The 23,155-nt window shown below is 61.1% G+C and carries 24 protein-coding genes and 2 pseudogenes; 5 read left to right on the forward strand and 21 right to left on the reverse strand.

Annotated elements, in window-relative coordinates; all coding sequences use genetic code 11:
* On the forward strand, positions 1-599 hold a 599-nt coding region (locus tag C0Z16_RS35175; RefSeq protein WP_102636584.1), incomplete at its 5' end, for an SDR family NAD(P)-dependent oxidoreductase.
* Between the two features lie 391 nt (positions 600-990).
* Here the strand turns inward: C0Z16_RS35175 and C0Z16_RS35185 are convergent.
* From C0Z16_RS35185 to nac, 15 genes and pseudogenes are all read right to left on the reverse strand, one after another.
* Positions 991-1,720: pseudogene (locus C0Z16_RS35185) on the reverse strand (IS6 family transposase).
* Positions 1,721-1,887: 167 nt separating this feature from the next.
* Complete coding sequence (locus C0Z16_RS35190) at positions 1,888-2,667, reverse strand: glucose 1-dehydrogenase (RefSeq protein ID WP_102636585.1); 780 nt, start codon at positions 2,665-2,667, stop codon at positions 1,888-1,890.
* A gap of 28 nt (positions 2,668-2,695) precedes the next feature.
* On the reverse strand, positions 2,696-3,544 hold the full coding sequence (locus C0Z16_RS35195; RefSeq protein WP_102636586.1) for a transporter substrate-binding domain-containing protein: 849 nt from the start codon (positions 3,542-3,544) through the stop codon (positions 2,696-2,698).
* 65 nt (positions 3,545-3,609) lie between these two features.
* Positions 3,610-4,338, reverse strand: coding sequence for an amino acid ABC transporter ATP-binding protein (locus C0Z16_RS35200; RefSeq protein WP_102636587.1), 729 nt, complete (start codon positions 4,336-4,338; stop codon positions 3,610-3,612).
* 27 nt (positions 4,339-4,365) lie between these two features.
* Complete coding sequence (locus C0Z16_RS35205; protein ID WP_102636588.1) at positions 4,366-5,115, reverse strand: amino acid ABC transporter permease; 750 nt, start codon at positions 5,113-5,115, stop codon at positions 4,366-4,368.
* Position 5,116: 1 nt separating this feature from the next.
* A complete protein-coding gene (locus tag C0Z16_RS35210) occupies positions 5,117-5,818 on the reverse strand; it encodes an amino acid ABC transporter permease (protein WP_102636589.1) in 702 nt (233 codons plus the stop codon).
* A gap of 342 nt (positions 5,819-6,160) precedes the next feature.
* Positions 6,161-7,171: a 2-hydroxyacid dehydrogenase gene (locus C0Z16_RS35215; RefSeq protein WP_102636590.1), complete on the reverse strand. Its 1,011-nt coding sequence runs from the start codon at positions 7,169-7,171 to the stop codon at positions 6,161-6,163.
* An 88-nt stretch (positions 7,172-7,259) separates the two neighbouring features.
* On the reverse strand, positions 7,260-8,018 hold the full coding sequence (locus tag C0Z16_RS35220; RefSeq protein ID WP_102636591.1) for an SDR family oxidoreductase: 759 nt from the start codon (positions 8,016-8,018) through the stop codon (positions 7,260-7,262).
* A 194-nt stretch (positions 8,019-8,212) separates the two neighbouring features.
* Complete coding sequence (locus tag C0Z16_RS35225) at positions 8,213-8,980, reverse strand: LamB/YcsF family protein (protein ID WP_102636592.1); 768 nt, start codon at positions 8,978-8,980, stop codon at positions 8,213-8,215.
* Between the two features lie 35 nt (positions 8,981-9,015).
* On the reverse strand, positions 9,016-9,483 hold the full coding sequence (locus C0Z16_RS35230) for a biotin/lipoyl-containing protein (protein ID WP_102636593.1): 468 nt from the start codon (positions 9,481-9,483) through the stop codon (positions 9,016-9,018).
* A 3-nt stretch (positions 9,484-9,486) separates the two neighbouring features.
* Positions 9,487-10,497, reverse strand: coding sequence for a 5-oxoprolinase subunit C family protein (locus C0Z16_RS35235; protein ID WP_102636594.1), 1,011 nt, complete (start codon positions 10,495-10,497; stop codon positions 9,487-9,489).
* Positions 10,494-11,165, reverse strand: coding sequence for a 5-oxoprolinase subunit PxpB (pxpB, locus tag C0Z16_RS35240; RefSeq protein ID WP_244201488.1), 672 nt, complete (start codon positions 11,163-11,165; stop codon positions 10,494-10,496). Before pxpB ends, C0Z16_RS35235 begins: the two co-directional genes overlap by 4 nt.
* Positions 11,166-11,248: 83 nt before the next feature.
* Positions 11,249-12,601, reverse strand: a complete 1,353-nt coding sequence (accC, locus tag C0Z16_RS35245) for an acetyl-CoA carboxylase biotin carboxylase subunit (RefSeq protein ID WP_102636596.1) — start codon at positions 12,599-12,601, stop codon at positions 11,249-11,251.
* Positions 12,602-12,607: 6 nt separating this feature from the next.
* Positions 12,608-13,150, reverse strand: coding sequence for an acetyl-CoA carboxylase biotin carboxyl carrier protein (locus tag C0Z16_RS35250; protein ID WP_102636597.1), 543 nt, complete (start codon positions 13,148-13,150; stop codon positions 12,608-12,610).
* Between the two features lie 125 nt (positions 13,151-13,275).
* Positions 13,276-14,202 (reverse strand): nitrogen assimilation transcriptional regulator NAC, encoded by a 927-nt coding sequence (gene nac / locus C0Z16_RS35255; protein ID WP_102636598.1) that lies wholly within the window; start codon positions 14,200-14,202, stop codon positions 13,276-13,278.
* A gap of 272 nt (positions 14,203-14,474) precedes the next feature.
* Here nac and C0Z16_RS35260 point away from each other — a divergent pair, with 272 nt between their 5' ends.
* From C0Z16_RS35260 to C0Z16_RS35270, 3 genes are all read left to right on the forward strand, one after another.
* Complete coding sequence (locus C0Z16_RS35260) at positions 14,475-15,683, forward strand: aspartate transaminase (RefSeq protein WP_102636599.1); 1,209 nt, start codon at positions 14,475-14,477, stop codon at positions 15,681-15,683.
* Between the two features lie 144 nt (positions 15,684-15,827).
* Positions 15,828-16,937, forward strand: a complete 1,110-nt coding sequence (locus C0Z16_RS35265) for a porin (protein ID WP_244201484.1) — start codon at positions 15,828-15,830, stop codon at positions 16,935-16,937.
* A gap of 314 nt (positions 16,938-17,251) precedes the next feature.
* Positions 17,252-18,286, forward strand: a complete 1,035-nt coding sequence (locus C0Z16_RS35270) for an L-idonate 5-dehydrogenase (RefSeq protein ID WP_102636600.1) — start codon at positions 17,252-17,254, stop codon at positions 18,284-18,286.
* Positions 18,287-18,390: 104 nt separating this feature from the next.
* On the opposite strand, the gene C0Z16_RS35275 is transcribed toward C0Z16_RS35270, so the two are convergent.
* From C0Z16_RS35275 to C0Z16_RS35290, 4 genes are all read right to left on the reverse strand, one after another.
* Complete coding sequence (locus C0Z16_RS35275; protein ID WP_102636601.1) at positions 18,391-19,059, reverse strand: RraA family protein; 669 nt, start codon at positions 19,057-19,059, stop codon at positions 18,391-18,393.
* 194 nt (positions 19,060-19,253) lie between these two features.
* Positions 19,254-19,607: a TetR-like C-terminal domain-containing protein gene (locus tag C0Z16_RS35280; RefSeq protein WP_244201485.1), complete on the reverse strand. Its 354-nt coding sequence runs from the start codon at positions 19,605-19,607 to the stop codon at positions 19,254-19,256.
* A gap of 647 nt (positions 19,608-20,254) precedes the next feature.
* Positions 20,255-20,900 (reverse strand): IS6 family transposase gene (locus tag C0Z16_RS35285; RefSeq protein WP_244201486.1). Its coding sequence is split into 2 segments (ribosomal slippage): positions 20,255-20,770 and positions 20,772-20,900, totalling 645 coding nucleotides; the frame shifts between segments, so codons are not numbered across the junction.
* 18 nt (positions 20,901-20,918) lie between these two features.
* Positions 20,919-21,254: a hypothetical protein gene (locus C0Z16_RS35290; protein WP_244201487.1), complete on the reverse strand. Its 336-nt coding sequence runs from the start codon at positions 21,252-21,254 to the stop codon at positions 20,919-20,921.
* A 462-nt stretch (positions 21,255-21,716) separates the two neighbouring features.
* On the opposite strand from C0Z16_RS35290, the gene C0Z16_RS35295 reads away from it, so the two are divergent.
* A complete protein-coding gene (locus C0Z16_RS35295) occupies positions 21,717-22,463 on the forward strand; it encodes a maleate cis-trans isomerase family protein (RefSeq protein ID WP_102636602.1) in 747 nt (248 codons plus the stop codon).
* Between the two features lie 8 nt (positions 22,464-22,471).
* Here the strand turns inward: C0Z16_RS35295 and C0Z16_RS35300 are convergent, their stop codons facing one another.
* Both C0Z16_RS35300 and C0Z16_RS39185 read right to left on the reverse strand, forming a co-directional pair.
* On the reverse strand, positions 22,472-23,080 hold the full coding sequence (locus C0Z16_RS35300) for a LysR substrate-binding domain-containing protein (protein WP_341867648.1): 609 nt from the start codon (positions 23,078-23,080) through the stop codon (positions 22,472-22,474).
* Positions 23,057-23,155, reverse strand: a pseudogene (locus tag C0Z16_RS39185) (IS5/IS1182 family transposase); the annotation flags it as partial. The gene C0Z16_RS35300 and the pseudogene C0Z16_RS39185, both read right to left, overlap by 24 nt.

Genomic DNA, 23,155 nt, shown 5'->3' on the forward strand with positions numbered 1-23,155 from the left:
GGGCCTCCGCCACCGAATGCGGCCCGATCGACATCCTGATCAACAACGCCGGATTCGGCTACTTCCGCCGCTTCGACGAGGTCGACTGGGCGCGCGACGCGGAGCTCGTCCAACTCAACATGACCTCACTGGTCGCACTCGCGCGGTGCTTCGTTGACGCCCATAAGGCAAGCACCGGACCGGCGTACATGGTGAACATCGCGTCTACCGGCGCGTACCAGGCAGTGCCGAACATGGCGCTGTATGCCGCGTCCAAGGCGTTTGTCCGCAACTTCAGCGAGGGTCTCCATGACGAGCACCGCGGCACGCCGCTGTCGGTGACCTGCATCTGCCCTGGCGGCACCGAAACCGCGTTCCACGCTGCGTCTGGCGGCGGCGACTACTCGTGGATTGCGAACGCGTCGACGAAAAGCCCGGAGTTCGTCGCGCGCGCCGCGATCCGCGCGATGCTCCTCGGCAAGCGCACGGTTGTGCCCGGCCTGTTCAATAAGCTGTCGTGCTTCGGTGTGCGCTTCTTGCCGCGGCGGTTCGCGTCTCAGGTTGCGACTGTAGTGCTAGGCAAGCCGCGGTTAGCGCTGCCGGCGCGCACAGCGACTTGAGAGTACTCCGGGCCCCTTGGCGCCTGGGAATTAAACAATGAACCGGGGGTTGCTTCTTACGAAAGCAATGCAAGCGGAAAACGACGCGCCTGGCCGCGCAGTGTTCGACGCCGACGACATGCAGTCTGTGCAGACGTGGTCGGACCGCATCATTCACGAGATTGAGACCCGGACGCGGTTCATTCCGATGCGACTTCCGACTTCGACAGGAACAAAGCGATCCGCCTCGCCCCAGATCAGGAGCGTCTGAACGTTGCTAGCAGCAAACAGCGTCGGCCAATGATCAGAGCGAGTCAGCATTGCGTCTGACTGCCGCGCGAACATGTCGGCGGCATTGTCAAGTTGACGACGTGGGTATGTAGCACTGCGCTATGAGTAGGATTCCTGTTTATTATCGAGCTACGGCAGTCAACTCAGTGACCGTCCACTGGAACCACGCGACCAGGCGTGCCCACAGTCGTGCGCGATGATCATCTGCACTCATCCGGTGCCGGTGCAGCGCGAAGTGCTGACGGATCGGGCGAAGCAGGACAAAAAACGCTGCGTGCGCTGCGGGTCATGGAAACCCTGCATCTGACGCTCACGCCGGCGCGTCGGCTGGTGGCTGTTCTCCGCGCGGTTATTGACCCGGGCCGAGGCCTTCACGAAGACGTGCTTCACACCGGCCAGCTCCGGCACCTCGGCCTTTGCCGCCGGATAGTTGCGCAACTGGTCGGTGACAATCCTGCGCGGTACCGGGTACGAGCGCAGCATCTTTCTAAAGAAGCGCTTTGCCGCGGCCTTGTCGCGGTGTTTTTGCAGCAGCACGTCGAGTTCGACGCCGTGCTCATCCACCGCGCGCCATAAGACATAAGGCTCACCTCGAAGTTTCATGAACAGCTCATCAGATGCCACGTCGCGCCCGTCCGCGGCCGGACCGCTTTCATCTGGTAGGCAAACATCGCGCTAAACCGGTCACACCAGTTGCGCACCGACTCGTAGCTGACCACGACGCCGCGTTCGAACAGCAATTCTTCGATGTCACGCAGGCTCAGGTTGAATCTGTAGTACCAGCGTACCGCGCAACTAATGACTGCAGCTGGAAAACGGAAGCCGTGATACGGCGATGGATTCTTCTTCATCCAACCATTCTACCCAGCGCCGCCTTCAACTTGACAATGCCGCCTCAAGCCGTGGTCTAACAAATTTCGCAACAGCTTCTTACATGATTTTCATCACTTCAATTACGGTACAGACTCCTGACTTGTGAAAGAAGAAGCGAAAGCGTTGCTTTTTGCATTTTTACCCATTACAGCGTCGCGGTCACCCCTCCGTCCACGTAAAGAATATGACCGTTCACGAAGTTGGAAGCATCACTCGACAGGAACACCGCCGCGCCCGCGAGATCTTCCACATCGCCCCAACGCCGCGAAGGCGTGCGTCCGGTCAGCCACGCGCTGAACGCCTCATCCTTGACGAGCGCCTCGGTCAATTCGGTCTTGAAATAACCGGGGCCCAGGCCATTGACCTGAATGCCGTGTTGACCCCAATCGATCGCCATTCCCTTTGTCAGCATCTTTACGGCACCCTTGCTTGCGGTGTATGCGGCAATGTTCGGCCGGCCGAGTTCGCTTTGCACCGAACAGATGTTGACGATCTTGCCGCGCTTGCGGGCAATCATGTGCCGCGCCACGGCCTGTCCAACCAGAAACACGCTGTCGACGTTGGTCTTCATCAGTTCTTCCCATTGGGCGTGAGAAAACTGATCGAGCGGCGCGCGACGCTGCATGCCGGCGTTATTCACGAGGATGTCGATCGCGCCAATGTCCCGCTCGATTCGAGCAATGGCCGCTTCGACCGCTTCTGGCGACGTCACGTCGAAACTCGCGGCATGCACGGTCGCGCCCTCTTCGTGCAAGCGGTTCACCGCTTCGGCGAGGCGCGCCTCGCTGCGGCCATTCAGAACAAGTTCCGCACCCGCGCCCGCTAGTCCCTTTGCAATCGCATAGCCAATTCCGGCACTTGATCCCGTGACCAGCGCACGGCGCCCCGTCAGATCAAACAGTTGCAAGCTATTGTTCAACTTCATCCCCCTTCGATCCACTAAATGCGGCACTTCAGGACACCGGCGTGAACTTGAGCTGATCGATCGGTGTAACCTTGTCGGTCCGCGTCAATCCATATGGCGTCTTTGGTCCAAGCCATTTGCTGAAGATGGCGCTCATTTCACCACTCTGCTCCATCGACGCCAATGCCTTATTGACCGCGACCAGCATTGCCGGTTCATTCTGACGCAAGCCTACAGCGATCGGCTCGATCAGCATCGGCTCCGCTGCAATGGCTACTGCACCGTCCGTGCCCTCCACCTGCTTCGCGATCTTAGTGGCGGTCATCTGATTGGTGACGAAGCCTTTGACCTTATTCTGCTCGAGCGCGAGGAACGCCGAACTGGTGTCGTGGAACGTGACCGCCTGCGCGCCCTTGATCGAGATCGGGATCGACTGCGCGGATGTCGAGCCGTCGGCGGCACTGATCTTCTGCCCCGTGAAATCGGCCAGTTTCTTGTTCGCATCAGCCTTCTTCACTACCAGCACTTCCTTCGTCGAGTAGTAGGAATCGCTGAACGCGATTTGCGTCGCGCGAGTTTTCGTGTACGCGAGATTCGCGACCACCAGGTCGACACGCCCCAGCTTCAGTTGAGGAATGCGCGCTTCGACGGCAAGCGGCTCGAGCTTCGCCTTCACGCCTAGCTGTTTTGCAACGGCGTTGCACAGATCCACATCCATGCCCTCGAGTTGACGCGTCTGCGCATTCGGATACGAGAATGGCTCGACATTCGAATACACGCCGCAGGTCACTTCCCCGCGGCTCCTGATATCCGCTAGCTGATCGGCAAAAGCGGGGCTCATCGATAGAAGCGCAACGCCAGCGACCAACATCCCCGCGTAAATCTTCGTTACCTGCATGGTGGTGCTCCTGAAGGTTATGTGTAAAGCAATCGACTGTCGATCAAAGCTGCTACTCTGCCGCCTCAATGCATACGAAGATCAGAGAGGAATCGCTGCGCCCGCGCATGTTTCGGGCGTAGGAAGAACTCCTCGGGCTCCGCCGTTTCGAGAATCTTCCCTGCATCCATGAACCAGACGCGGTCCGCCACTTCGCGCGCGAAGCCCATCTCGTGCGTGACGCACATCATCGTCATGCCCTCCTGCGCGAGACTCTTCATCACATTCAGCACTTCGCCGACCATTTCAGGGTCGAGCGCGCTCGTCGGTTCGTCAAACAACATGGCAGGCGGGTCCATCGCCAACGCTCTTGCAATCGCGACGCGCTGTTGCTGCCCGCCGGACAGCTGCGCCGGATAGGCGCGCGCCTTGTTCGACAGTCCGACGCGCGACAGCAGATCAGCGGCCTTGCGTTCCGCATCGGCGCGCTTCAAGCCATGCACGCGCATCGGCGAGAGCGTGATGTTATCCAGCGCCGACAGATGCGGGAACAGGTTGAATTGCTGAAACACGAAGCCGACGCGGCTGCGGTAGGCATTCAGCCCGAGCTTCCTGTCATGAATCTCCTGACCGTCGAAGAAGATCTGCCCACGGTTGATCTCTTCGAGACGGTTGACGGTACGGATCAAAGTCGACTTGCCCGACCCGGACGGACCACAGACCACCACGACTTCGCCCTTGCGAACTTCGGCGTTCACATCCACGAGCGCCTGATATTCGCCGTACCACTTGTTGACGCTGGAAAACCTGATCATGCGAAATACCTCGAAATGATTGAACGCCTAGTTTTCGGTGAGCAGCGGCTCGGTCAGCGGGAGCTCGCCGCCTTTCGAGCGCTTCGCTACCTCGCCGGCACGCTTGCGCGTGACGCGCCGCTCGAGATAGTGAGCGAACTGCGTCAGCGCGTAGCACAGCACGAAATAGCTCAACGCCAGAATCAGATACACGGGGAACGGTTTCGTCAGCAGCCGGTTGTTGATCTGATCCGCGGCAAACGAGATTTCCTGAACATTGATGATGTAACCGAGCGAGGTCTCCTTGATCGTCGACACGAACTGCGTGACCATGCTCGGCACGACGTTATAGAGTGCTTGCGGCAGGATGACCGCACGCATCGTTTTCATGTAGCTCATGCCGAGCGCGCGCGAAGCTTCGGTCTGCCCTTTAGGCAGCCCCTCTATACCCGCGCGGATGATTTCGCCGAGATAAGCCGAGTCGTAAATGACGAGCGCGCACAGCATCGTGACGAAGCCGGTGACCGGATAGCCGGTCAGAACAGGCACGAGAAAGTACACCCAGAAGATCACCATGAGGAGCGGAATGCCGCGCACCATGTAGACGAGCCCCGTGGCAGGCGCATGCAGAATCCGGAACGGGCTGATGCGCGCGAGCGCAACCAGAATGCCCAAAGGAAATGCGATGACGAGTGCCGACAGCGACAGCAGTATCGTGAGCACGATGCCGCCTAGCGGCCCATGCGGATATTGGCCGATGAGCAACAGTGTCCAGTTATCGCGCAGGATCTCGAACATGTCACTTCGCTCCGGGAATGCGGTAATGCGTTGCGATCTTTGCGCCGCCCAGCATGATGATGAGAGACAGACCGAGATACACCGCCGTGGCGACAAAGTACGACTCGAAAGACAGGAATGTTTCGTTCTCGACTTGCCGCGTGACGTACGTCAGCTCCGCCGCGCCGATCGCCATCGCGAGGCTCGTGTTCTTGAACAGCAATACCGCGTGATTGACCATCGGCGGAATTGCATTGCGAAGCGCCTGCGGCAGCACGACGTAACGCATACCGGTGAGGAAATTCAGGCCAAGGGCGCGCGACGCTTCATATTGACCGTAGGGAATCGCACGCAGTCCGCTGCGGATGTCTTCCGAGAGATAGGCTCCGCTGCACAATCCGATCGCGATCACCGCGAAGATGAACTGGCCGTTGTACTGGTTCAGCAGCGTCTGTAATGAGGCCGGCAAGACGTTCGAGATGCCGAAGTACCAGAACAGGATCTGCACCAGCATCGGCACATTGCGATGGTATGCAACGAATGTCGCGACGAAGGAAGTCGCGAGGCGATTGTTGGTCAGCCGGATCAGCGCGAGCAGAACGCCCACGATCAGCGAGAGTATCCATGCCAACGCCGCCATGGCGAGCGTCAGTTCGATCCCGTGGAGAAACAGCGCGCCGTAGTCGCCACGCAGCACCGTCGCCACGTCAAAATGAAGTTTCATGTTGCACGTCCCAATGAACCGGATCGAAGCGACGACCCGATGTGAACACCGCGCGCCTGCATCGTTACCATTCGGAAGCCGTGATTGTGTTCCGTGTTGAATTGATACTAGCTCGCAAAAAAACGGCGTAGCAGATGCCTTTCTTCTGGTGCAATAAGTTTCGGGAATGATAAATCGTGCCGGCGTGGGAAAGCGCTTGGGGCAGCGCTGAAGGTGCCATGCTGCATGGTGTTTGTCTCCAGTAGCGGCGCCTCTGCGGGCATCTCATCGGTTGTCGCGCTCGTTTAAGGAAGCGCAATCCCACCAAAAAATACCGGCGCAATCGGCTGCGCCGGCCATTGCTCAAACGGTGGCCGCCGGACGCGCGAGCACTTGCGGATTCACCGGCGTCGGCGGCTTGCCGGCCGACGCGCCAAGCCCAAGCGCGGCGATCAGATTGTCCGCACAAAGCGCGGCCATTGCGCGCCGCGTACTGACTGACGCACTGCCGATATGCGGCGTCAGCACCACGTTCTTTTGCGCAAGTAGCGCCAGGCTCACCACCGGTTCGCCTTCGAACACATCGAGACCGGCCGCCGCGATACTGCCTTCACTGAGGGCGACCGCGAGCGCCGCGTCGTCGACCACGCCGCCACGCGCGATATTCGTGAGCGTGGCGAACGACTTCATCTGCTTGAGTTCCGCCGCGCCTATCGCATGATGCGAACTGGCCGAATACGGCACGACGATGATCAGATGATCCGACTCGCGCAGCAGCGTTTCCTTGTCGACATAGCGCGCGCGGCAACTCTCTTCCACATCCGGCGCCAGTCGCGAACGGTTGTGATAGATGACGCGCATGCCGAAACCGAACGCGCCGCGCCGCGCAATCGCCTGACCGATGCGCCCCATGCCCAGTATGCCGAGCGTCGAACCATGCACATCGCCGCCGACGAACATGTCGTAGCGGCCCGTCTTCGTCCATTCGCCCGCGCGCAGAAAACGCTCCGACTCGGTAATGCGTCGCGCGGCCGCCATCATCAGCGCGAAGCCGAAGTCGGCGGTGGTGTCCGTCAGCACGTCGGGCGTATTCGTGACCAGTACGCCACGCGCGGTACACGCTTGCACGTCGACGTTGTTGTAGCCCACGCCGATGTTGCAGACTGCCTTCAGTTGCGGACACGCATCGAGCAAGGTCGCGTCGATCCGGTCGCTGCCGGCGGTCATCGCGCCCACCTTCCCCTGCAAGCGGGCGATCAGCTCCGGTTGCGTCCAGATCACGTCGTCTGGATTGTCGGTCACGTCGAAGTCCGCGCGCAGGCGGTCGACGATATCCGGAAATGACGCACGGGTAACGAGTACCGATGCACGCATGAAAAACCTCCTTGATGGACTCCGGTGATGTTCTTGCGCGGCGGCCAAAGCATCGGCTGCGAAGCGGCGCAATTCGAAGGCGGTTCGCTTACTCGTCGTGAGCGGCCGGCTCGCGCTTGATGGTCGTGAGTCCGCCCGGCACCTGCAGCGTCGGCAGGATTTCCATGTTGCTGATGTTGACGGCCAGCGGCGCGGCAATCGCAAAGGCGATCGCATCGGCAATGTCGGACGGCTGCGGCAATTCGAAGCCGTCGATAAACTTCTTGCGCGCTTCTTCAATGTCGCCATGCACGTGACCGAAAATATCGGTGGCAACGCGGCCCGGACAGATCTCGGTCACACGCACGCGCTTGCCGGTTGCGTCCACCCGCAACTGGCGCGAGAGCGCATGAATGCCGGCCTTCGTCGCGTGATAGATCGAGTTGCCGTTGAAGTTGTAGATCGCCGCAATCGAGCTGATGTTGACGATATGGCCGCGGTCGCGCGCCACCATGCCCGGCATGGTGAGCCGCACAAGATGCAGCACGGCTTGCAGGTTGACTTCGACTTGTACGTCGATGTCTTCGACACCGGCGTCCAGGATCGAACCCTTGCGCGACACGCCTGCATTGTTCACGACAATATCGAACGGCACTTCCTGCGTGAGCTTCGTCACGGCATCCAGATCGCACACGTCGATCGCATGCGGGATGCAGCCGGTCCGCTCAGCGAGCTCGTTCAGACGATCGGCGTTGCGGGCGAGCGCATGCACTTCGAGTCCTTCACGACGGAATCGCTCGACGATCGCAGCACCCATCCCTGTCGAAGCGCCCGTCACCAGCGCGGTCTTATAGTCTGAAAACGGCATGAATGACCTCTGTCTGTAGTTCTGAACTATCGCCCCTTCGAGAGGCGCGCGATAAACCGTCTACCAATGCTGTTACCAATGCCATCCCAATGTATACGCCGCGAAAACGCGGCGCAAAGACGGTTTGGCTTTGAAGCGATAAGCCGGCCTTATGGTTGATACGCGTAAAAACGCTGCCCGTCTGCGCGCCGTCTCTAGCGAGCCAGCCTCGACACCGGGACGATCTTTCCGCCCGCCGCTTCGATCACGCCGCGCACCGTGCGTGCGAGTTCGACCGCGCCGGGCGTGTCGCCGTGAAGCAGGATCGACTGAACTCTAACCTTGAGCTTGTTGCCGGTGATCGTCGTAATGGTGCCCTCTTCGAGCAGTTCCTTGACACGCGCGAGAACCGCCGCGCGCTCCACGATCACTGCGCCGGCAAGCTTGCGCGAGACCAGTGCGCCCTTGTCGTCGTAGGCACGGTCGGCGAGAAACGTGTTGGCCGTGCGAATGCCGATATGATCCGCGGCGCGTTCTATCTCCGTGTTCGTCGACACACTGATGATGAGATCGCGGTCGAACTCGGCGACGGCCCTCACCAGCGGCTCGGCGAGTTCATACGATGCTGCCGCCATGTTGCCCAGCGCGCCATGAAAACTCATGTGCGTGACGCGATGCCCCGCCGCCTTTGCAATGCCCGCAAGCGCGCCCATCTGATACACGACGTAGTTCGCGAGTTCAGAAGGATCGCCCTGAATCTGCCGGCGCCCGAAACCCATCAGGTCGGGAAAGCCGACATGTGCGCCGACGTCGATGCCGCGCGCCAATGCCATGCGCACCGTCCGGTCCATGATGACCGGATCGCCCGCGTGATAGCCGCACGCGACGTTGGCCGACGACACGATATCGAGCATCGCTTCGTCCTCGCCCATACGATAGGGTCCAAAGCCTTCGCCAAGATCCGCATTCAGATCGATTTCCACAATCCAGTCTCCGTTCCCGAAGCGCTGACGAGCATCTACGCCGACGGCGCGAGTTCAATCAGGCGCGTTCCATAACCTACAGTCGCGCCATGAGCGGCGAGTGTCCTGACCACCACACCGGCGACCGGCGCGACCACTGGAACGCACAACAGCGCGATCCGGAGCAAGCCGACGATGTCGCCGGCGTTGACATGAGCGCCGGCGCTGACAAGCGCTGTCGAGCGCGTCGGATGCGTGGTCAGGAAAATGCCGGCCGAACTCGCGAGGACGTCGACACTCTGCGCTCCCACTGACGCTGATGGCGCACTCGCGTATTCGGCGAGCGCGGAAGCTCTACCCGTTTGCGTCTGCATATTCTCGCCCGCCGCGCGCGGCTCGTGCTCCATCGTCAAACGAACCGTTGCCCCGGGCTTGCTGATTTCGATGAATCCGATATCGACCGCTGCCAGCCACGACGTGATCTGCCGAAGCTCGCCGACATCCACTTCGATTTTTTCTGTCATGTTTCAGTGTCTGGAAGAACGGTAGAGTCCAATTAGATTGCGCACCCGGCCGAGATAGCCGGCCAGCTCTTCCAGCGCCGCGACGGCTTGCGGATACGTCGTCTGAACAAAACGGATCTTCGTACCGATGCGCGCCTGCGCGAGCCGCCACAAATCCGCTTCGATCACCGTGCCGATCTTCGGATAACCGCCCGACGGTTGCGCATCGCGTAGCTGGATGATCGGCTGCCCGTTGTGCGGCACCTGGATCACACCGGGGACGATGCCGTGCGAGCGCTTTTCAATGGCATGCGTCGAGACCAGATTCGGACCGGCGAGGCGATAGCCATAGCGATCGCTTTGCGGCGTCACTTTCCATCCTTCGCGCCAGAACGCTTCGAGCGATTCCGGCCGATAGCACTCGTATTCCGCCGCGGGCAGCACGCGGACCGTGGTTTCGCCGGCGTCGGCAACGGGCAGCGCTTGCGGCGATGGCAACGAGTACTCAGGCGGCACGGTACCGAAACCCGCGGCATGCAGCGCGTCCTGTGAGGCCGCAGCGCGTGCGTCGAGGCCTGAGGCCTTCAGCACATCGCCCTTTTGCAACTGACGGCCGTTGAAGCCGCCGAACTGGCCGCGCAACTGCGTGCTGCGCGAACCCAGCACCACCGGCACATCGACGCCGCCCGCGAGTGACAGGTAGCAGCGTGTGCCGCTCGTCGGTACGCCGATTGTCAGCACGTCGCCCTGTTTCGCATGCATCGTCCACCACGGCAACACCTGTCGCTCGCCCAGGCGCGCCAAGCAGTCCGCCCCAGTAATCGCGAACGCCATGTCCTCGAGAAAGCGGATGCGGAACGGAAACACCGGGATCTCGATGCCGGCGGCGTCGTCCGGATTGCCGAGCAGCAGATTGCCGACTGCGAGCGCGAGACGGTCCATGGCGCCAGCCGTGCCGACGCCGTAGCGCAGATAGCCTTCGCGTCCCTGGTCCTGCACGGTCGCGAGCGCGGATGAAGACAGGATCTCGATCATGGAACAACCCTCTGCACACGGAAGCGGATCATGTCCCCCGGCGCGAGCGTGGCAGGGTTTTCACGCGTGGGATCGAAGAACGACATCGACGTATGGCCGATGGTGTTCCAGCCGCTCGGACCTGTCGAAGCCGACACGCCCGTCTGTACACCGCCGATCGACACTGCGCCGCCAGGCAATCCGAGCACCGGCACCTTGCGCCGCGGCGTCGCGATGCGCGGGTCCATGCCGCCGAGGTAGCAATAGCCCGGATGACTGCCTAGCGCGTAGACCGTATAGAGCGGCGCGCAATGCAATTGCACCACTTCATCGACAGAAAGCCCGGTGTGATTCACCACGTCGTGCAGATGCGGCCCATGCTCGCCGCCATAATGCACCGGCAACTCGACCACCTTCCCTTCGATCTGCAACTCGCCCGACGCTGCCCACGCGTCGCGCAGCGCGGCGCCAAGCGAGTCGGGGTCCGCGGGCGGCGTGGCAAACGTCAGCATCAGATTGGTCACGCCAGGCACCGCCTCGCGCACGCCCGGCCAGGTTGCGACCTCGCGCGCGAGCGTCCAGATGCGGCGCTGTGCAGGCAGATCGAGCGCGCCCGGGGCTTCGAACAGCATGGCCGTCGTACCCAGCATGCTGACGCGAAGCGGCTCATCCGATTCGTCCTGTCTCATTGCAACGGCAGTCCCGTGTGAATCCTGACGCAGCGGCTTCACTGCATCCGCGTGCGCGATCGACGCATGCTCGACGGTCAGCGTCATGTGTGTTTCCTCTTTGCGAGCCAGCGCTCGAGATGATGAATATCGACTCCGCCCGCACGAAATCCTTCGTCTTCGAGCATGGCCTGATGCAACGGCACATTCGTGCGGATGCCCTCGACGCGCATTTCCGACAGTGCAAGACGCATGCGCGCCAGCGCTTCGTCACGTGTTGCGCCGTGGGTGATGACTTTCGCGATCAGCGAGTCGTAATATGGCGGCACGAGTGCGTCGCTGCTCATATGCGAATCGACCCGCACGCCGTTGCCGCCCGGCAGTTCCCACACGGAAATCTTGCCGGGACACGGCATGAAGGTGAACGGATCTTCCGCGTTGATCCGGCATTCCAGCGAATGGCCTAGCGTGCGTATGTCCGACTGACGAATGGTCAACGCATGTCCCTGCGCGATGCGTATCTGTTCCCGCACGATGTCGATTCCCGACGTCATCTCGGTTACGGGATGCTCGACCTGCAAGCGCGTGTTCATTTCGATGAAGTAGAACTGGTCATTCTCGAACAGGAATTCAAAGGTGCCCACGCCGCGATAATGCGTCTGCCTGCACGCTTCGACGCAACGCTCGCCCACTTGCCGGAGCAACCCAGGGTCGATGCCGGGCGCGGGCGCCTCTTCCAGCACCTTCTGATGACGCCGTTGCAGCGAACAGTCGCGCGAACCGAGCCACAGCGCATTGCCGTGCGTATCGCACAGCAGCTGGATTTCGACGTGCCGCGGATGCTTGAGAAACTTCTCGACGTATAGCTCGGGCTTGCCGAACGCGCGACGCGCTTCCTCGCGCGTCACCGACACAGCGTCAAGCAACTGTTCCGGGCCCGGCACGACCCGCATGCCTCGGCCGCCGCCGCCGCCCGCCGCCTTGACGATGACCGGATAGCCGATCTCTTGCGCGACGCGCAAGATTTCCGCGGGATCGTCGGGCAGCCCGCCGTCCGGCCCCGGAACGCAAGGCACGCCGGCTGCGCGCATCGCACGTTTGGCGGCGACCTTGTCGCCCATCGTGCGAATGGTTTGTGCTTGCGGGCCGATAAAAACCAGACCAGCCGCCTCGGCCTGCGCGGCGAAGTCCGCGTTCTCCGAAAGAAACCCGTAGCCGGGATGAATCGCTTGGGCGCCGCTCGCGTGCGCGGCGAACAGGATCCCCGCGCGGTTCAGATAGCTCTGTCCCGGCGACGCGGGGCCGATGCACAGCGCCTCATCGGCGAGGCGAACGTAGCGTGCATTGGCGTCGGCCTCCGAGTAGACCGCGACGGTCTTGAGGCCGAGTTCGCGGCACGCCCGCTGGATTCGCAGCGCGATCTCGCCACGGTTGGCAATCAGGACCTTGTCGAACATGATGGTCTAGCCGATCCGGAAGAGCGGCTGGTCGGGTTCGACTTCGCTGCCTGGCGCGACGAAAATCTCCAGCACGGCGCCGCTGAATTCGGATTCGATCGCGTTGAACATCTTCATTGCCTCGATCGTGCAGAGCACCTGGCCTTCCTCGACCGTGTCGCCCTGGTTCACGAACGGCGCCTCGCCGGGCGCGGGCGTCAGATGCACCACGCCGAACATCGGCGCGCGGACGCAGTTCGGCTCGCTTGCGGTTGAGCGTGCTGAAGGCACTGAAAATCCTTGAGCGCTTGCACATGCGGCTTGCGGCGGCTCGGTGAGCGACGCGCGAGCCGTTTCTCGAGCTGTTTCTTCAGCCAGGGCCGCGGCCGGAGCCTGGTTCACAGCGGCACCTTCATCGGCTGAGTCGGCGGCGGCAGCAGCCACGCCCCGCTTGCCGCGCCGTTTCGCCTTCACCAGCTTGACCCGTTCGTCGCCCTCGATAACTTCGAGCCTGGCAAGCGGAGAGTCCGCCAACAGGTCGATAAGCGCCTTAATCTTCTGGAGATCCATGTTCGAGTCCGTGGCCGGTTGTGCGCGCGCCCCGCGGCTGGCGTGCGCGATCGACAATGGACTCAATGTATCCGGCGCAGAAAAATTGCGCCAAGACCGTTTGGCTTTGTAGGGATAAGGCGCGCTTATGTATCGGCGCCGGGTTCGAAGCGCACGTCGAGCGCGAGGTCGCCCGCCAGCTCCAGCAGGATGTCCTTGACCGCCGCGGCGGGCTCTGAAAGTGGCAGATGGTCGGACAGACAGACCGACAGGGGGATCTTGATGACCGGCGAAACGATGCGGCATTGCACGACGTCGCCCACGGCCGCAACCACCCGCGCGGTCGAATCCGGCAGAATCGTCGCGCCGATGCCCGCACCCACCGCCGCCGACAACGTCGATGCCGATTCGATCTCGGCCACCACCTTCGGGATCATCTGCACGCGCGCGAATCCTTCGTCGACGTACTTGCGCAGATAGTTGTATGGACGCGGCAGCAGCAACGGTACGTCGCGCAACTCCGTCACGCCGATCTGTTCCTGCACGATGCCCATGCTCCGCGGCGCAACGAGGAACAGTTCCTCATTCATCAGGAGCTGGAAAGACAGGCCATGCACTGGCTTGTCGCCGTACAGCACCGCCATGTCCATGCGCCCGTTCATGATCAGTTCGCTGAGCGTCGTGCCGAAGTTCTCGTTGATGTAGAGAAGAATCTCCGGATGCCGCGCCCGCACGGTGCGCAACAGCGGCAACGAGAGCGCCGACGCCCCGGTGCCGGGCGCGAGCCCCACCGAGACCTGACCCGACAGCGTCTGGCCGGCGCTCTTCACGTCGGCCTGCGCCTGTTCGTACTGCCGCAGGATCAACTGTGCGTGGCGATACAGCGTAGCGCCAGCCTCTGTGGCGGTGACGCCGCGCTTGGTTCGCACGAGGAGCTGTTGCTGGAACTCGTCCTCGAGCGTGATCAGTTGCTGGCTCAGCGCGGGCTGCGCAATGTGAAGCACCTCCGCAGCCTGAGTAAGGCTACCGATATCGACGATCTTCACGAAATACTTCAAACGCCGCAGGTTCACGGTAGTCGCGTCTCAACGTTAGGGATGACAATCATGATAGGCCAAGCGCCGCTTGCCGCACAGTGCGGAAAAAACCTCTCTGCCGCCGCCGGCCCACTCACGAAGCCCCGCATATCAGCGTATTCCCGCATGGATCGCGCTTATCGAGGTCCGACTCGCGCGTTGATCCAGCGTCATAAGTGGATGTTATTGCACCAGCGGAAAGTCATCTTGGCTTGAACTTTTTCGCGCGCTTAATGTGAATGCTGTCAAATCCCGCTGAGGAGCCTAGTGTGAGTGCATCGCGCATCGCCGGTCGCGTCCAGAGAATCAAACCTTCACCGAGCAGCGCCGCCGCCGACAGAGCTGCGGAACTGCGGCGACAGGGAAAAACCATCGTCAATCTCGTGGTCGGCGAACCGGATTTCGACACGCCCGCGCATATCCGCCAGGCAGCATTCGAAGCGATGGGGCGCGGCGAAACGCGCTATACGCAAACCGCGGGCACACCGGCGCTGCGCGCCGCCATCGCTGCGAAACTGCAGCGCGAGAACGGTCTTTCCTACGACCCCAAACATATCATCGTGACGTGCGGCGCGAAACACGCGATCTTCAACGCGCTCGCCGTCACAGTGGAAGCCGGCGACGAAGTCCTGATCCCCGCGCCCTACTGGGTCTCCTACCCCGACATGGCGCTCGCCTGCGACGGTGCGCCGGTCGTCGTTCCCTGTACGGAAGCCGACGGCTTCAAGCTGACACCAGCCCTCCTCGAAGCAGCGATCACACCGCGCACGCGCTGGCTCATCATCAATTCGCCGACCAATCCGACTGGCGCGACGTATAGCGTAGAGGAACTCCGCGCGCTCGCAGATGTGCTGCTGCGCCATCCTCAGGTGCTCGTGATGATGGACGACATCTACGAACACATTCGCTTCGAAGACGAAACGCCGCAACATCTGCTCGCCATCGAACCCGAACTCGGCTCGCGCACGCTGGTCATCAACGGCGTTTCCAAGACCTACGCGATGACCGGTTGGCGCATCGGCTATGTGGCGGGCCCCGCCGACCTGATCGGCGCTTTGGAAACGCTTCAGTCCCAATCGACCAGCAACGCGTGCTCGATCAGCCAGGCTGCCGCGCTCGCGGCGCTGACCGGCGACCAGACGTTCGTGCAGCAGTCCGTGAAAATTTACAAGGAGCGGCGCGACAACGCACTGGAAGCGCTCAACGCGATTCCTGGCATCAGTTGCAAAACGCCTGGTGGCGCTTTCTATCTCTACGTGAATTGCAGCGGCATGATCGGCCGCACGACGCCGCAGGGCAAGCTCCTGAAAGACGACGCCGACGTCGTGCTGTATCTGCTCGAGCACGCCGGCGTCGCGCTGATCGCCGGTTCCGCATATGGCGTCTCGCCGTTTTTCCGCATGTCGATCGCGACGAGCATCGAGGTCATCGACGAAGGGTGCAGGAAGATCGCAGCGGCAGTTGCCGGTTTGATCTGAGAGAACGGCGGCGGCGCACCGAATAGTGCCCGAAGCAGCGTACGAATAGCGCCCACCGCCGATTAGAAAGGCATGCCGCACCGCGAGGATGCCGCAGCCGGTTTGGAGCTTTTCTTTTTCGTCAATCTGCAAGGGGATCTACTCGTGAAAAAGCATACTTTAGGCATACTAACTGGATTGGGCGTCGCCATTTCAGGTATTGCGCACGCTCAATCGAGCGTCACGCTGTACGGCATCATCGATGAAGCCGTGCGCTTCGACACTCATCAGAATAAATCCGGCGGTAAGCTTTTCACAATGGGCAGCGGCGGTGAGATTCAGGGCAGCCGCTGGGGCTTGCAGGGAAAGGAAGATCTGGGCGGCGGTCTGGCAGCCATTTTCCAGCTTGAAGGCGGCTTCACGCCGAATACCGGTGTCACGCAGCAATCCACGCCTTCGGGCACGGCGCGCCTCTTCGGGCGCACTGCAATGGTTGGGCTCACGAGCCCCTACGGCACGCTGACCATGGGCCGTCAATACACCCTGGTTCACGAGACGGGCTGGACGCACGACATTTACGCGTTCGCCAACTACACCGGCACGATCGGCTTTCAGGGCGCGGGGCTCACGGGCGGCGGACGTCTGGACAACACCGTGCGCTATACGTCGCCGACGCTCGCCGGGTTCACGCTCAAGAGCGCTTACACGTTCGGCGGGGTGGCGGGCAGTGTCCATCAGAATTCGTCGCCGGCGGTGAGCCTCTCGTATGACAATGGCCCGTTGAGTGTTGGCGCGGCGTATCAGGTGGTCAATAACATCGGCGGCCTCACACCCGCGACCACCGCCTACGGAAGCACCTATTTCGGCGTGACGATCCCGGACAGCTCGCAGAAAATATTCACTGCGGGCGCCACGTACAAGTTCGGTGCGGCGAAAGTGTTCGGCTCGTATATCTACAGCCATGTTTATCCTGCGGACTATCGCAACGACTCGTTCTCCACCGCGCTTCAGTATTACATCACGCCGTCGCTCGTTCTCGATCTGCCGCTTTACGTCGACTTCGTGCATCACGCGGGACGAAGCGGCACGCGCATCACCGGCGGGCCGACGCTCGACTATCTGCTGAGCAAGCGCACCGACGTCTATGTCGGCGTGGACTACAACCACCTCACCGGCGCCTGGACGACGCTTGCCGCAGCGTCCGGCTCGAATCAACCGTTCTTCGGCTACAACTCGCTATTCGAAGCTGCGATAGGTCTGCGTCACAGGTTCTAAGGTCCGCGCTCCCCCACTGCCTGGCGTTCCCGACGCCGGGCAATCTTCTTCGCCGCCAGCTTCGCGGCACCGGTGCACGGTTTACTGCGGCCTCCATCAAAGAACTCATTCTGCAGCGGCAGCCATTGCGTTCGCGCTCGGCGTTCCTGGTCCTATGAATGTGCTGCCCGCTCCGGCCAGAATGTCTACGATCGACCCACGGTCCATCCATAAGCGACGACTATCGGCCCAGACAACATCGTTCTTTGTCGAGCGGGCTTTTTGCCGCTAACGTATGCATGCAGATCCCGCATTTACCGTCATAGGCACTCACCATGCATGCACTCGTCATTCACGCACCACTCGATTTACGCATCGAGGACGTTCCCACGCCCGAGCCGGAAGCGAACCAGTTGCTCGTGCGCGTCCGGACCGGAGGTATCTGCGGGTCCGACCTGCACTACTTCAATCACGGCGGCTTTGGCACCGTTCGGATCAAGGAACCGATGGTGCTGGGCCACGAAGTCTCCGGCGCGGTTTCACGCCCGGGCTCTGGCGTGACGGATATGCCGGCCGGCACACGCATTGCCATCAGCCCCAGCCGGCCTTGCGGTCTGTGTGAATACTGTCAGCAAGGGCTGCAGAATCATTGCATGGATATGCGCTACTACGGCAGCGCGATGCGCACGCCGCATGTGCAGGGCGCATTTCGCCAGGAGATCGTGATCGACCGTTCGCAGGCGCACGTCGTGGCGGATTCGCTAAGCGATGCCGAAGCCGCAATGGCCGAGCCGCTCTCCGTCGCGCTGCATGCCGTGCGGCGCGCGGGTCCGCTGCTCGGTAAGCGCGTGCTCGTGACGGGCTGCGGGCCAATTGGCGCACTGATCGTGGCGGCCGCACGCCGCGCCGGCGCGGCGACGATCGTGGCTACCGACGTCAATGCGCTTCCGCTCGACAGTGCGAAAAAGGTCGGCGCCGATGTGGCGCTGAACATCGCCGAGACGCCCGATGCACTCCAGCCGTTCATGGCCGGCAAAGGCAGCTGCGACGTGCTGTTCGAGGCGAGCGGCAACGCGGCGGCACTGCGCGGCGCTTTCGACGTGCTCAAGCCGCGCGGCGTGATCGTTCACGTGGGACTGGGCGGCGACACGTCCTTGCCGCTCAACGTGATTGTCGCGAAGGAGTTCGATCTACGCGGCGCGTTCCGCTTTCACGAAGAGTTCGCTGTCGCCGTCGAACTGCTCAACAAGGGATTGATCGACGTAAAGCCGCTGATTTCAGGGATCTTCCCGTATCAGGATTCGGTCAAGGCATTCCAGACTGCGGGCGACCGCTCGAAGTCCATGAAGGTACTGGTGAGTTTCGATTGACAGCTCACGCGGCGGTGATTGAAGCGACGCGCAATCGCCGCCATGTAAAAAGCCGACTCTGCGATGCACGCAGGCGCCGGCTTTCCTTCGTATCTACGCGTTGCTCAGTTGTTGCAGCGCGCTTCGAGTGCATCAATAAACGCGCGGTTCCAGCGCCCCTCTTTCATCGCCCGCATGGTTTCGGCCTCCGCTTGCAGCACCGCTAGCGCTTTTTCGATCACATATTCCGCGTCGTCTTGCGGAATCGCGAGCAGACCGTCCTGATCGCCGACGACGATGTCCCCTGGATTGACCACCATCCCGCCGACCGACACTGTGACGTTGATCTCGCCGGGGCCGTCCTTATACGGTCCGCGGTGCGTGACGCCACGCGCGTAGACCGGAAAATCGCGCTCGCGAATTTCCGCGACGTCACGAATCGCGCCATCTATCACGAGGCCGACGACGCCGATATGAGCCGCGTAGAAGGACAGAATTCCACCGACCACCGCATTATTGAGGTCTCCACCGGCATCGACGACCAATACGTCGCCCGGACGGCAGAACTCCAGCGCTCGCAGATAAGTCAGGTTGTCGCCGCCTCGCGAGCGCACGGTCACCGCTGTGCCGGCCATGGTCTTCCTGCCGGGCCGCTGATACGGATGGAGCCCGACGCTGCCGATGTTGCGATGCATATTGTCGCTGAGTGCAGAAACGGGGATGTCGTGTAATGCGTGGAGGATCTCATCTGCCGCTTGAGGCGCCGAAGCGTTCTTTCTGATGGCTTTGTACATGGTTGATCGTCGCTTCCGTGTTGGGGAGCGGCTCATGCGCAAGGCGTTCAGTCTTCTTCGCACAGCCGCAGGGACACGGATTCAACGGTATATCACTCACGGAAACCGCGCAAAGACGGCTTCGTTCTTGCACGATAGGAAACGCTTATGAGCGAACGCCCCCCCCTTCGCGGAGGCTCCTGTAAAGACAGGATTTATGGCCTGGTAACGCTTCCTGCCGCCTTTCTGGCAGATATCTTCGACTTCATTTTCTCCCGCAGTTTCGCGACATCCGGCACCGCGACGCCCAGCAGCGTGTATACGTAACTGATGTGCTCATGTGCAAAATGGTCGTCGAGCGGGCCATTGCCGAGCAACAGTCGCATGTACACCGGCGCGTACAGCAGTTCGCCCAGCGTCTCGATGTTCGGCGGCACTGGGATGCTGGCCGAACTGCGCCATTCTTCGAGCATCTCGCGGATAAGCGCCCGGCGCCCATAGTGAAAGCGCTCGCGGAATTCGCGCAGCACCGCCGGATCGGCCTGGCCCTCCGCGATGATCTGCGCCACGATCGATTCTGAACACCCCGCGTATTCGTGGTCAACTGTGCGCGCGCGGACTGATGATTCGGAACACCCACTCGGCGGATCGCCGGAGCATCTCGCTTCACGCAACGCCAGAAGGTGTCACTGTTGCGAAGGCATCCCGAAAGCTTAGCGGAAAGCTTGAGGCGTGGCGTCTTGCGGTTTTGAGCGAGCGCGAGCGGGAAACGCTGAATTACCTTCTTGCCAAACTGACATCCAGCCTGCTTGCTGCGGGCCAGGCCGCCGAAAGAGAGGATTAATCTCGCACTCGTGTCTACCCGTTGAAGAGGAGCCGAACATGCCGTCACTGGTTGAAGCCAGCGCTGCCGATATCGAAGCGCTGATACCGGAGCTCGAAGCCATCTAACGAGCACCCGGAGCTTTCGATGTCCGAGGTCCGCACGACGGCGGTTGCGGCCGACCGTATCGAAAAGCTGGGCTGCGAGGTCAGTCGGAACGTCGGAAAGACCGGTGTGGTCGGCGTACTACGTAATGGCGAAGGCGCGATCGTGATGCTTCGTAGGCCGACGTGGACGCGCTGCCGGTCACGGAGGCGACGGGCCTGCCTTACGCCAGGATCTGGTGCAAATAGAGGCGATCAAAAGAAAAGCCGCTGCTTTGCCGTTGCGCTATCAAACTGAGAGAACTGTTTTCCAGATGGCGGACATAGTGGGATCTTTGAGGCGCAGACTCGCGAGATCGAATTGTCCTTTGCGAATCCGGTGCGCCAGCTCGATGCCAGCGATTGTGACGGCCGCGTGTCTGAACCGTTTGAAGCCGTGCATGGCGTTCGTCCTGAACTTGATGTTGCGATGGTCCTGCTCAATCACATTGTTGAGGTATTTCGAGGATCGGACTTGGGTGTCCTCGGGCAGCAAGCCGTCGACCTTCAGCTCGCGCACCGCTCGATGCGACGCTGCGTATCCATCGAGCGTGATGGTTTGCGGCGGCTGGCCTTGATGTTTGATTGCCTTCCTGAAGAACGCTTTCGCCGCGGCGACATCGCGCTTCGTCCGGAGCATGAAGTCAACCGTGTGCCCGGCTCGATCAACCGCCCGATATAGGTAGACCCACCGTTTGACGAACTCCGGCGTATAGCGCTTCACCCAACGGAGGATCGTCGTTTGGGCCAGAGCCACGCCGCGCTCCGGCCATCATCTCGACAAGGTCGCGCAGACTGAGCTTGTAGCGTAGATACCAGCGAACGCAGAGGATGATTACGTCACCGTCAAAGTGACGACCCGCAAACAACTCCTTCAGGTTCTGGCGCTTGCTCATTGGTGGCCCTCTTATCGGTCAGCCCGTTACGATAACCGAATTGATCGCCTTATTTGCACCAGTTCCGGCGCGCAGTTCATGGCCGCGACGCGTGCCCACACGCAGGCGGCTACCGTCCGCGGCGACCAGTCTCAGGCCGTTCCAGCGCATCGACTCGATGTGCGGTTGGGCCAGCGAAATCAGCCGGGCGCGGGCCAGTTCGAATAAACCGGCCGACAGTCCCCGACGCCCCTTGCTGAACGCCTGCGCACTGACAGCGCGGGGTGCGCCCGCCGTGCTCGCCCAGCGAGCCGAACAGCGCATCGAGCTCGGCCTCACGCCGGCGCACGTGCCCGACATCGTCAGCGCGGCCATGCGCGGTAACGTCAGTGTGCGATTGCGGGTAAATGCGGTGGGAGAGCGGCGTACGCGATCGGCGAGTGCCGGATCGAGCAGGAAAGCAGAGAACTCAGCCAGAAGCCTTGAGGAGGCGGGTATTTGAATTCAATGTCGTTGATTTATCAGTGGGTTATGCGACGAAGTTTACAGGGCAATGCCTCGTTTGCAAGCTCTTTGAGGGCTTAAGTTGAGAGCGTTGCTCACGCGTCTTGCACAAACGGCGCTCAAGTCATCGTCTGGTTTCCTTTGTGGGCATTATGCCTATCTCAGAATCCATCCAGCGACTCCACCTGACCGACTGCCCAGATTTCCGGCGCCACCTCTATACCAATCGCGATTTGCGATGAACCTCCCGAAACACACGATTAGTTCGCCTTTAGTGATCCGCTATGATGCATATAGTGAGGTGGACAGCACTTATTGCCAAGAGGTAGGTTCATGCAGCATTACGAAACGGGTATTAACTCAAATAGTTCGCACCGTCGAAACCTTCGCATTGGGTTGATTGCATTGGCGTCGGACGTGTTGGTCGAACGCGATTTCTGGCGCATGGGGTTGGCGGCCGGAGTGGACATCATTACCACACGGATCGCACGGTCCATGCCACTAACGCCGGCAACGCTCGCGATGCTTGAGGACGGTATCCCGGACGCGGTGCGATTACTGCTACCCGAAGCCAACCTCGATGCGATTGTCTTTGGCTGCACCTCAGGCTCCGCGATCATTGGCCCGGCGAAGATTGCCCAGCAAATCGCAAAAATTCGCCCAGATGTTCCGATAACCAATCCAGCAAGCGCAGCTGTCGAAGCTTTGAGGTATTTAGGCTGCCGTAAAATCGTGTTTATTGCGCCCTATACTCAGGAAGTCGCTGAAATCACCAGTAGTGTTTTCGCCAACGCAGGCATCGGCTTTTCCGATCGGGTGTGTTTTGGCCTGAAAAGCGATGTGGAGATCGCGACGCCAGGCCTGGAGCACTATCGCCGTGCCATAGCGCAGGCCAATACGGCCACGGGCGATGCGATCTTCTTGTCATGCACTACCGCAGCAACGCTGGACTTAATCGCACCACTCGAGGCGGAAACGGGCCTGCCGGTCATTACCTCGAACCAGGCGGCGTTCTGGCAGGCGCTTCAGCTGATTGGTCGGACTTCTTCACTGCCCGGGTTCGGCAGACTTCTGGCTTAGTGCCCTGTTCACGAAGCCAGGCCCTCGGGCTGCAACGCATCGCGTAGAGTCGTGAGAAGCTGCCGTACGATAACCGGCGGCTCATTCTGCGCGGTTTTGAATCGCCCGTGCACGATGGGGAGTTTGGGCAGCCGGGGATGGCAGAGTTTCAGACTCTCTTCAGGACAGTCTTCCTCGGGAATAGCCGCGATCGCCAGGCCGCTACGAACGGCGGTGCGAATGCCTTCCAGGGTATTGCAGTCGTAGACCGAGCGCCAGGGTATGCCCGCTTCGTCCAGCAAAGCGGATGCTTCCCGGAAATACACGCAATGCCCCGAAATATGCGCCAGCGGCAGGACCTCAATTTTTTCCACATCGAAGCCTGGCAGGCCGATCCAAACTAGCTGGGAAGGACAGAGATCCGGGGGTTGCGCCGCTTTCAAGGGCTCTCGCAGCAGCGCGGCGTCCAAAAAACCATCAGCCAGCGCGCGGCTGTGTTCAAAGGAAAGCCCCGACGTGACTTTGATCGTCACTTTCGGGCGCATTGCCATGAAGGTTTGGAGCACGGGTGCAAGGCGTGAAAACAAGAGGGTGTTAGGAACTTGAATAGTCTGTGCGACATGTACAAGCATGAGCATGGCGAAGACAACGAAGTGTAGGCCGGCCAATGTTTCGGGCAGGCGTTCGTAATCTCGCGCCAGTCGCCGGAATCG

It is taken from the genome of Paraburkholderia rhynchosiae (assembly GCF_002879865.1).
Classification (GTDB): domain Bacteria; phylum Pseudomonadota; class Gammaproteobacteria; order Burkholderiales; family Burkholderiaceae; genus Paraburkholderia; species Paraburkholderia rhynchosiae.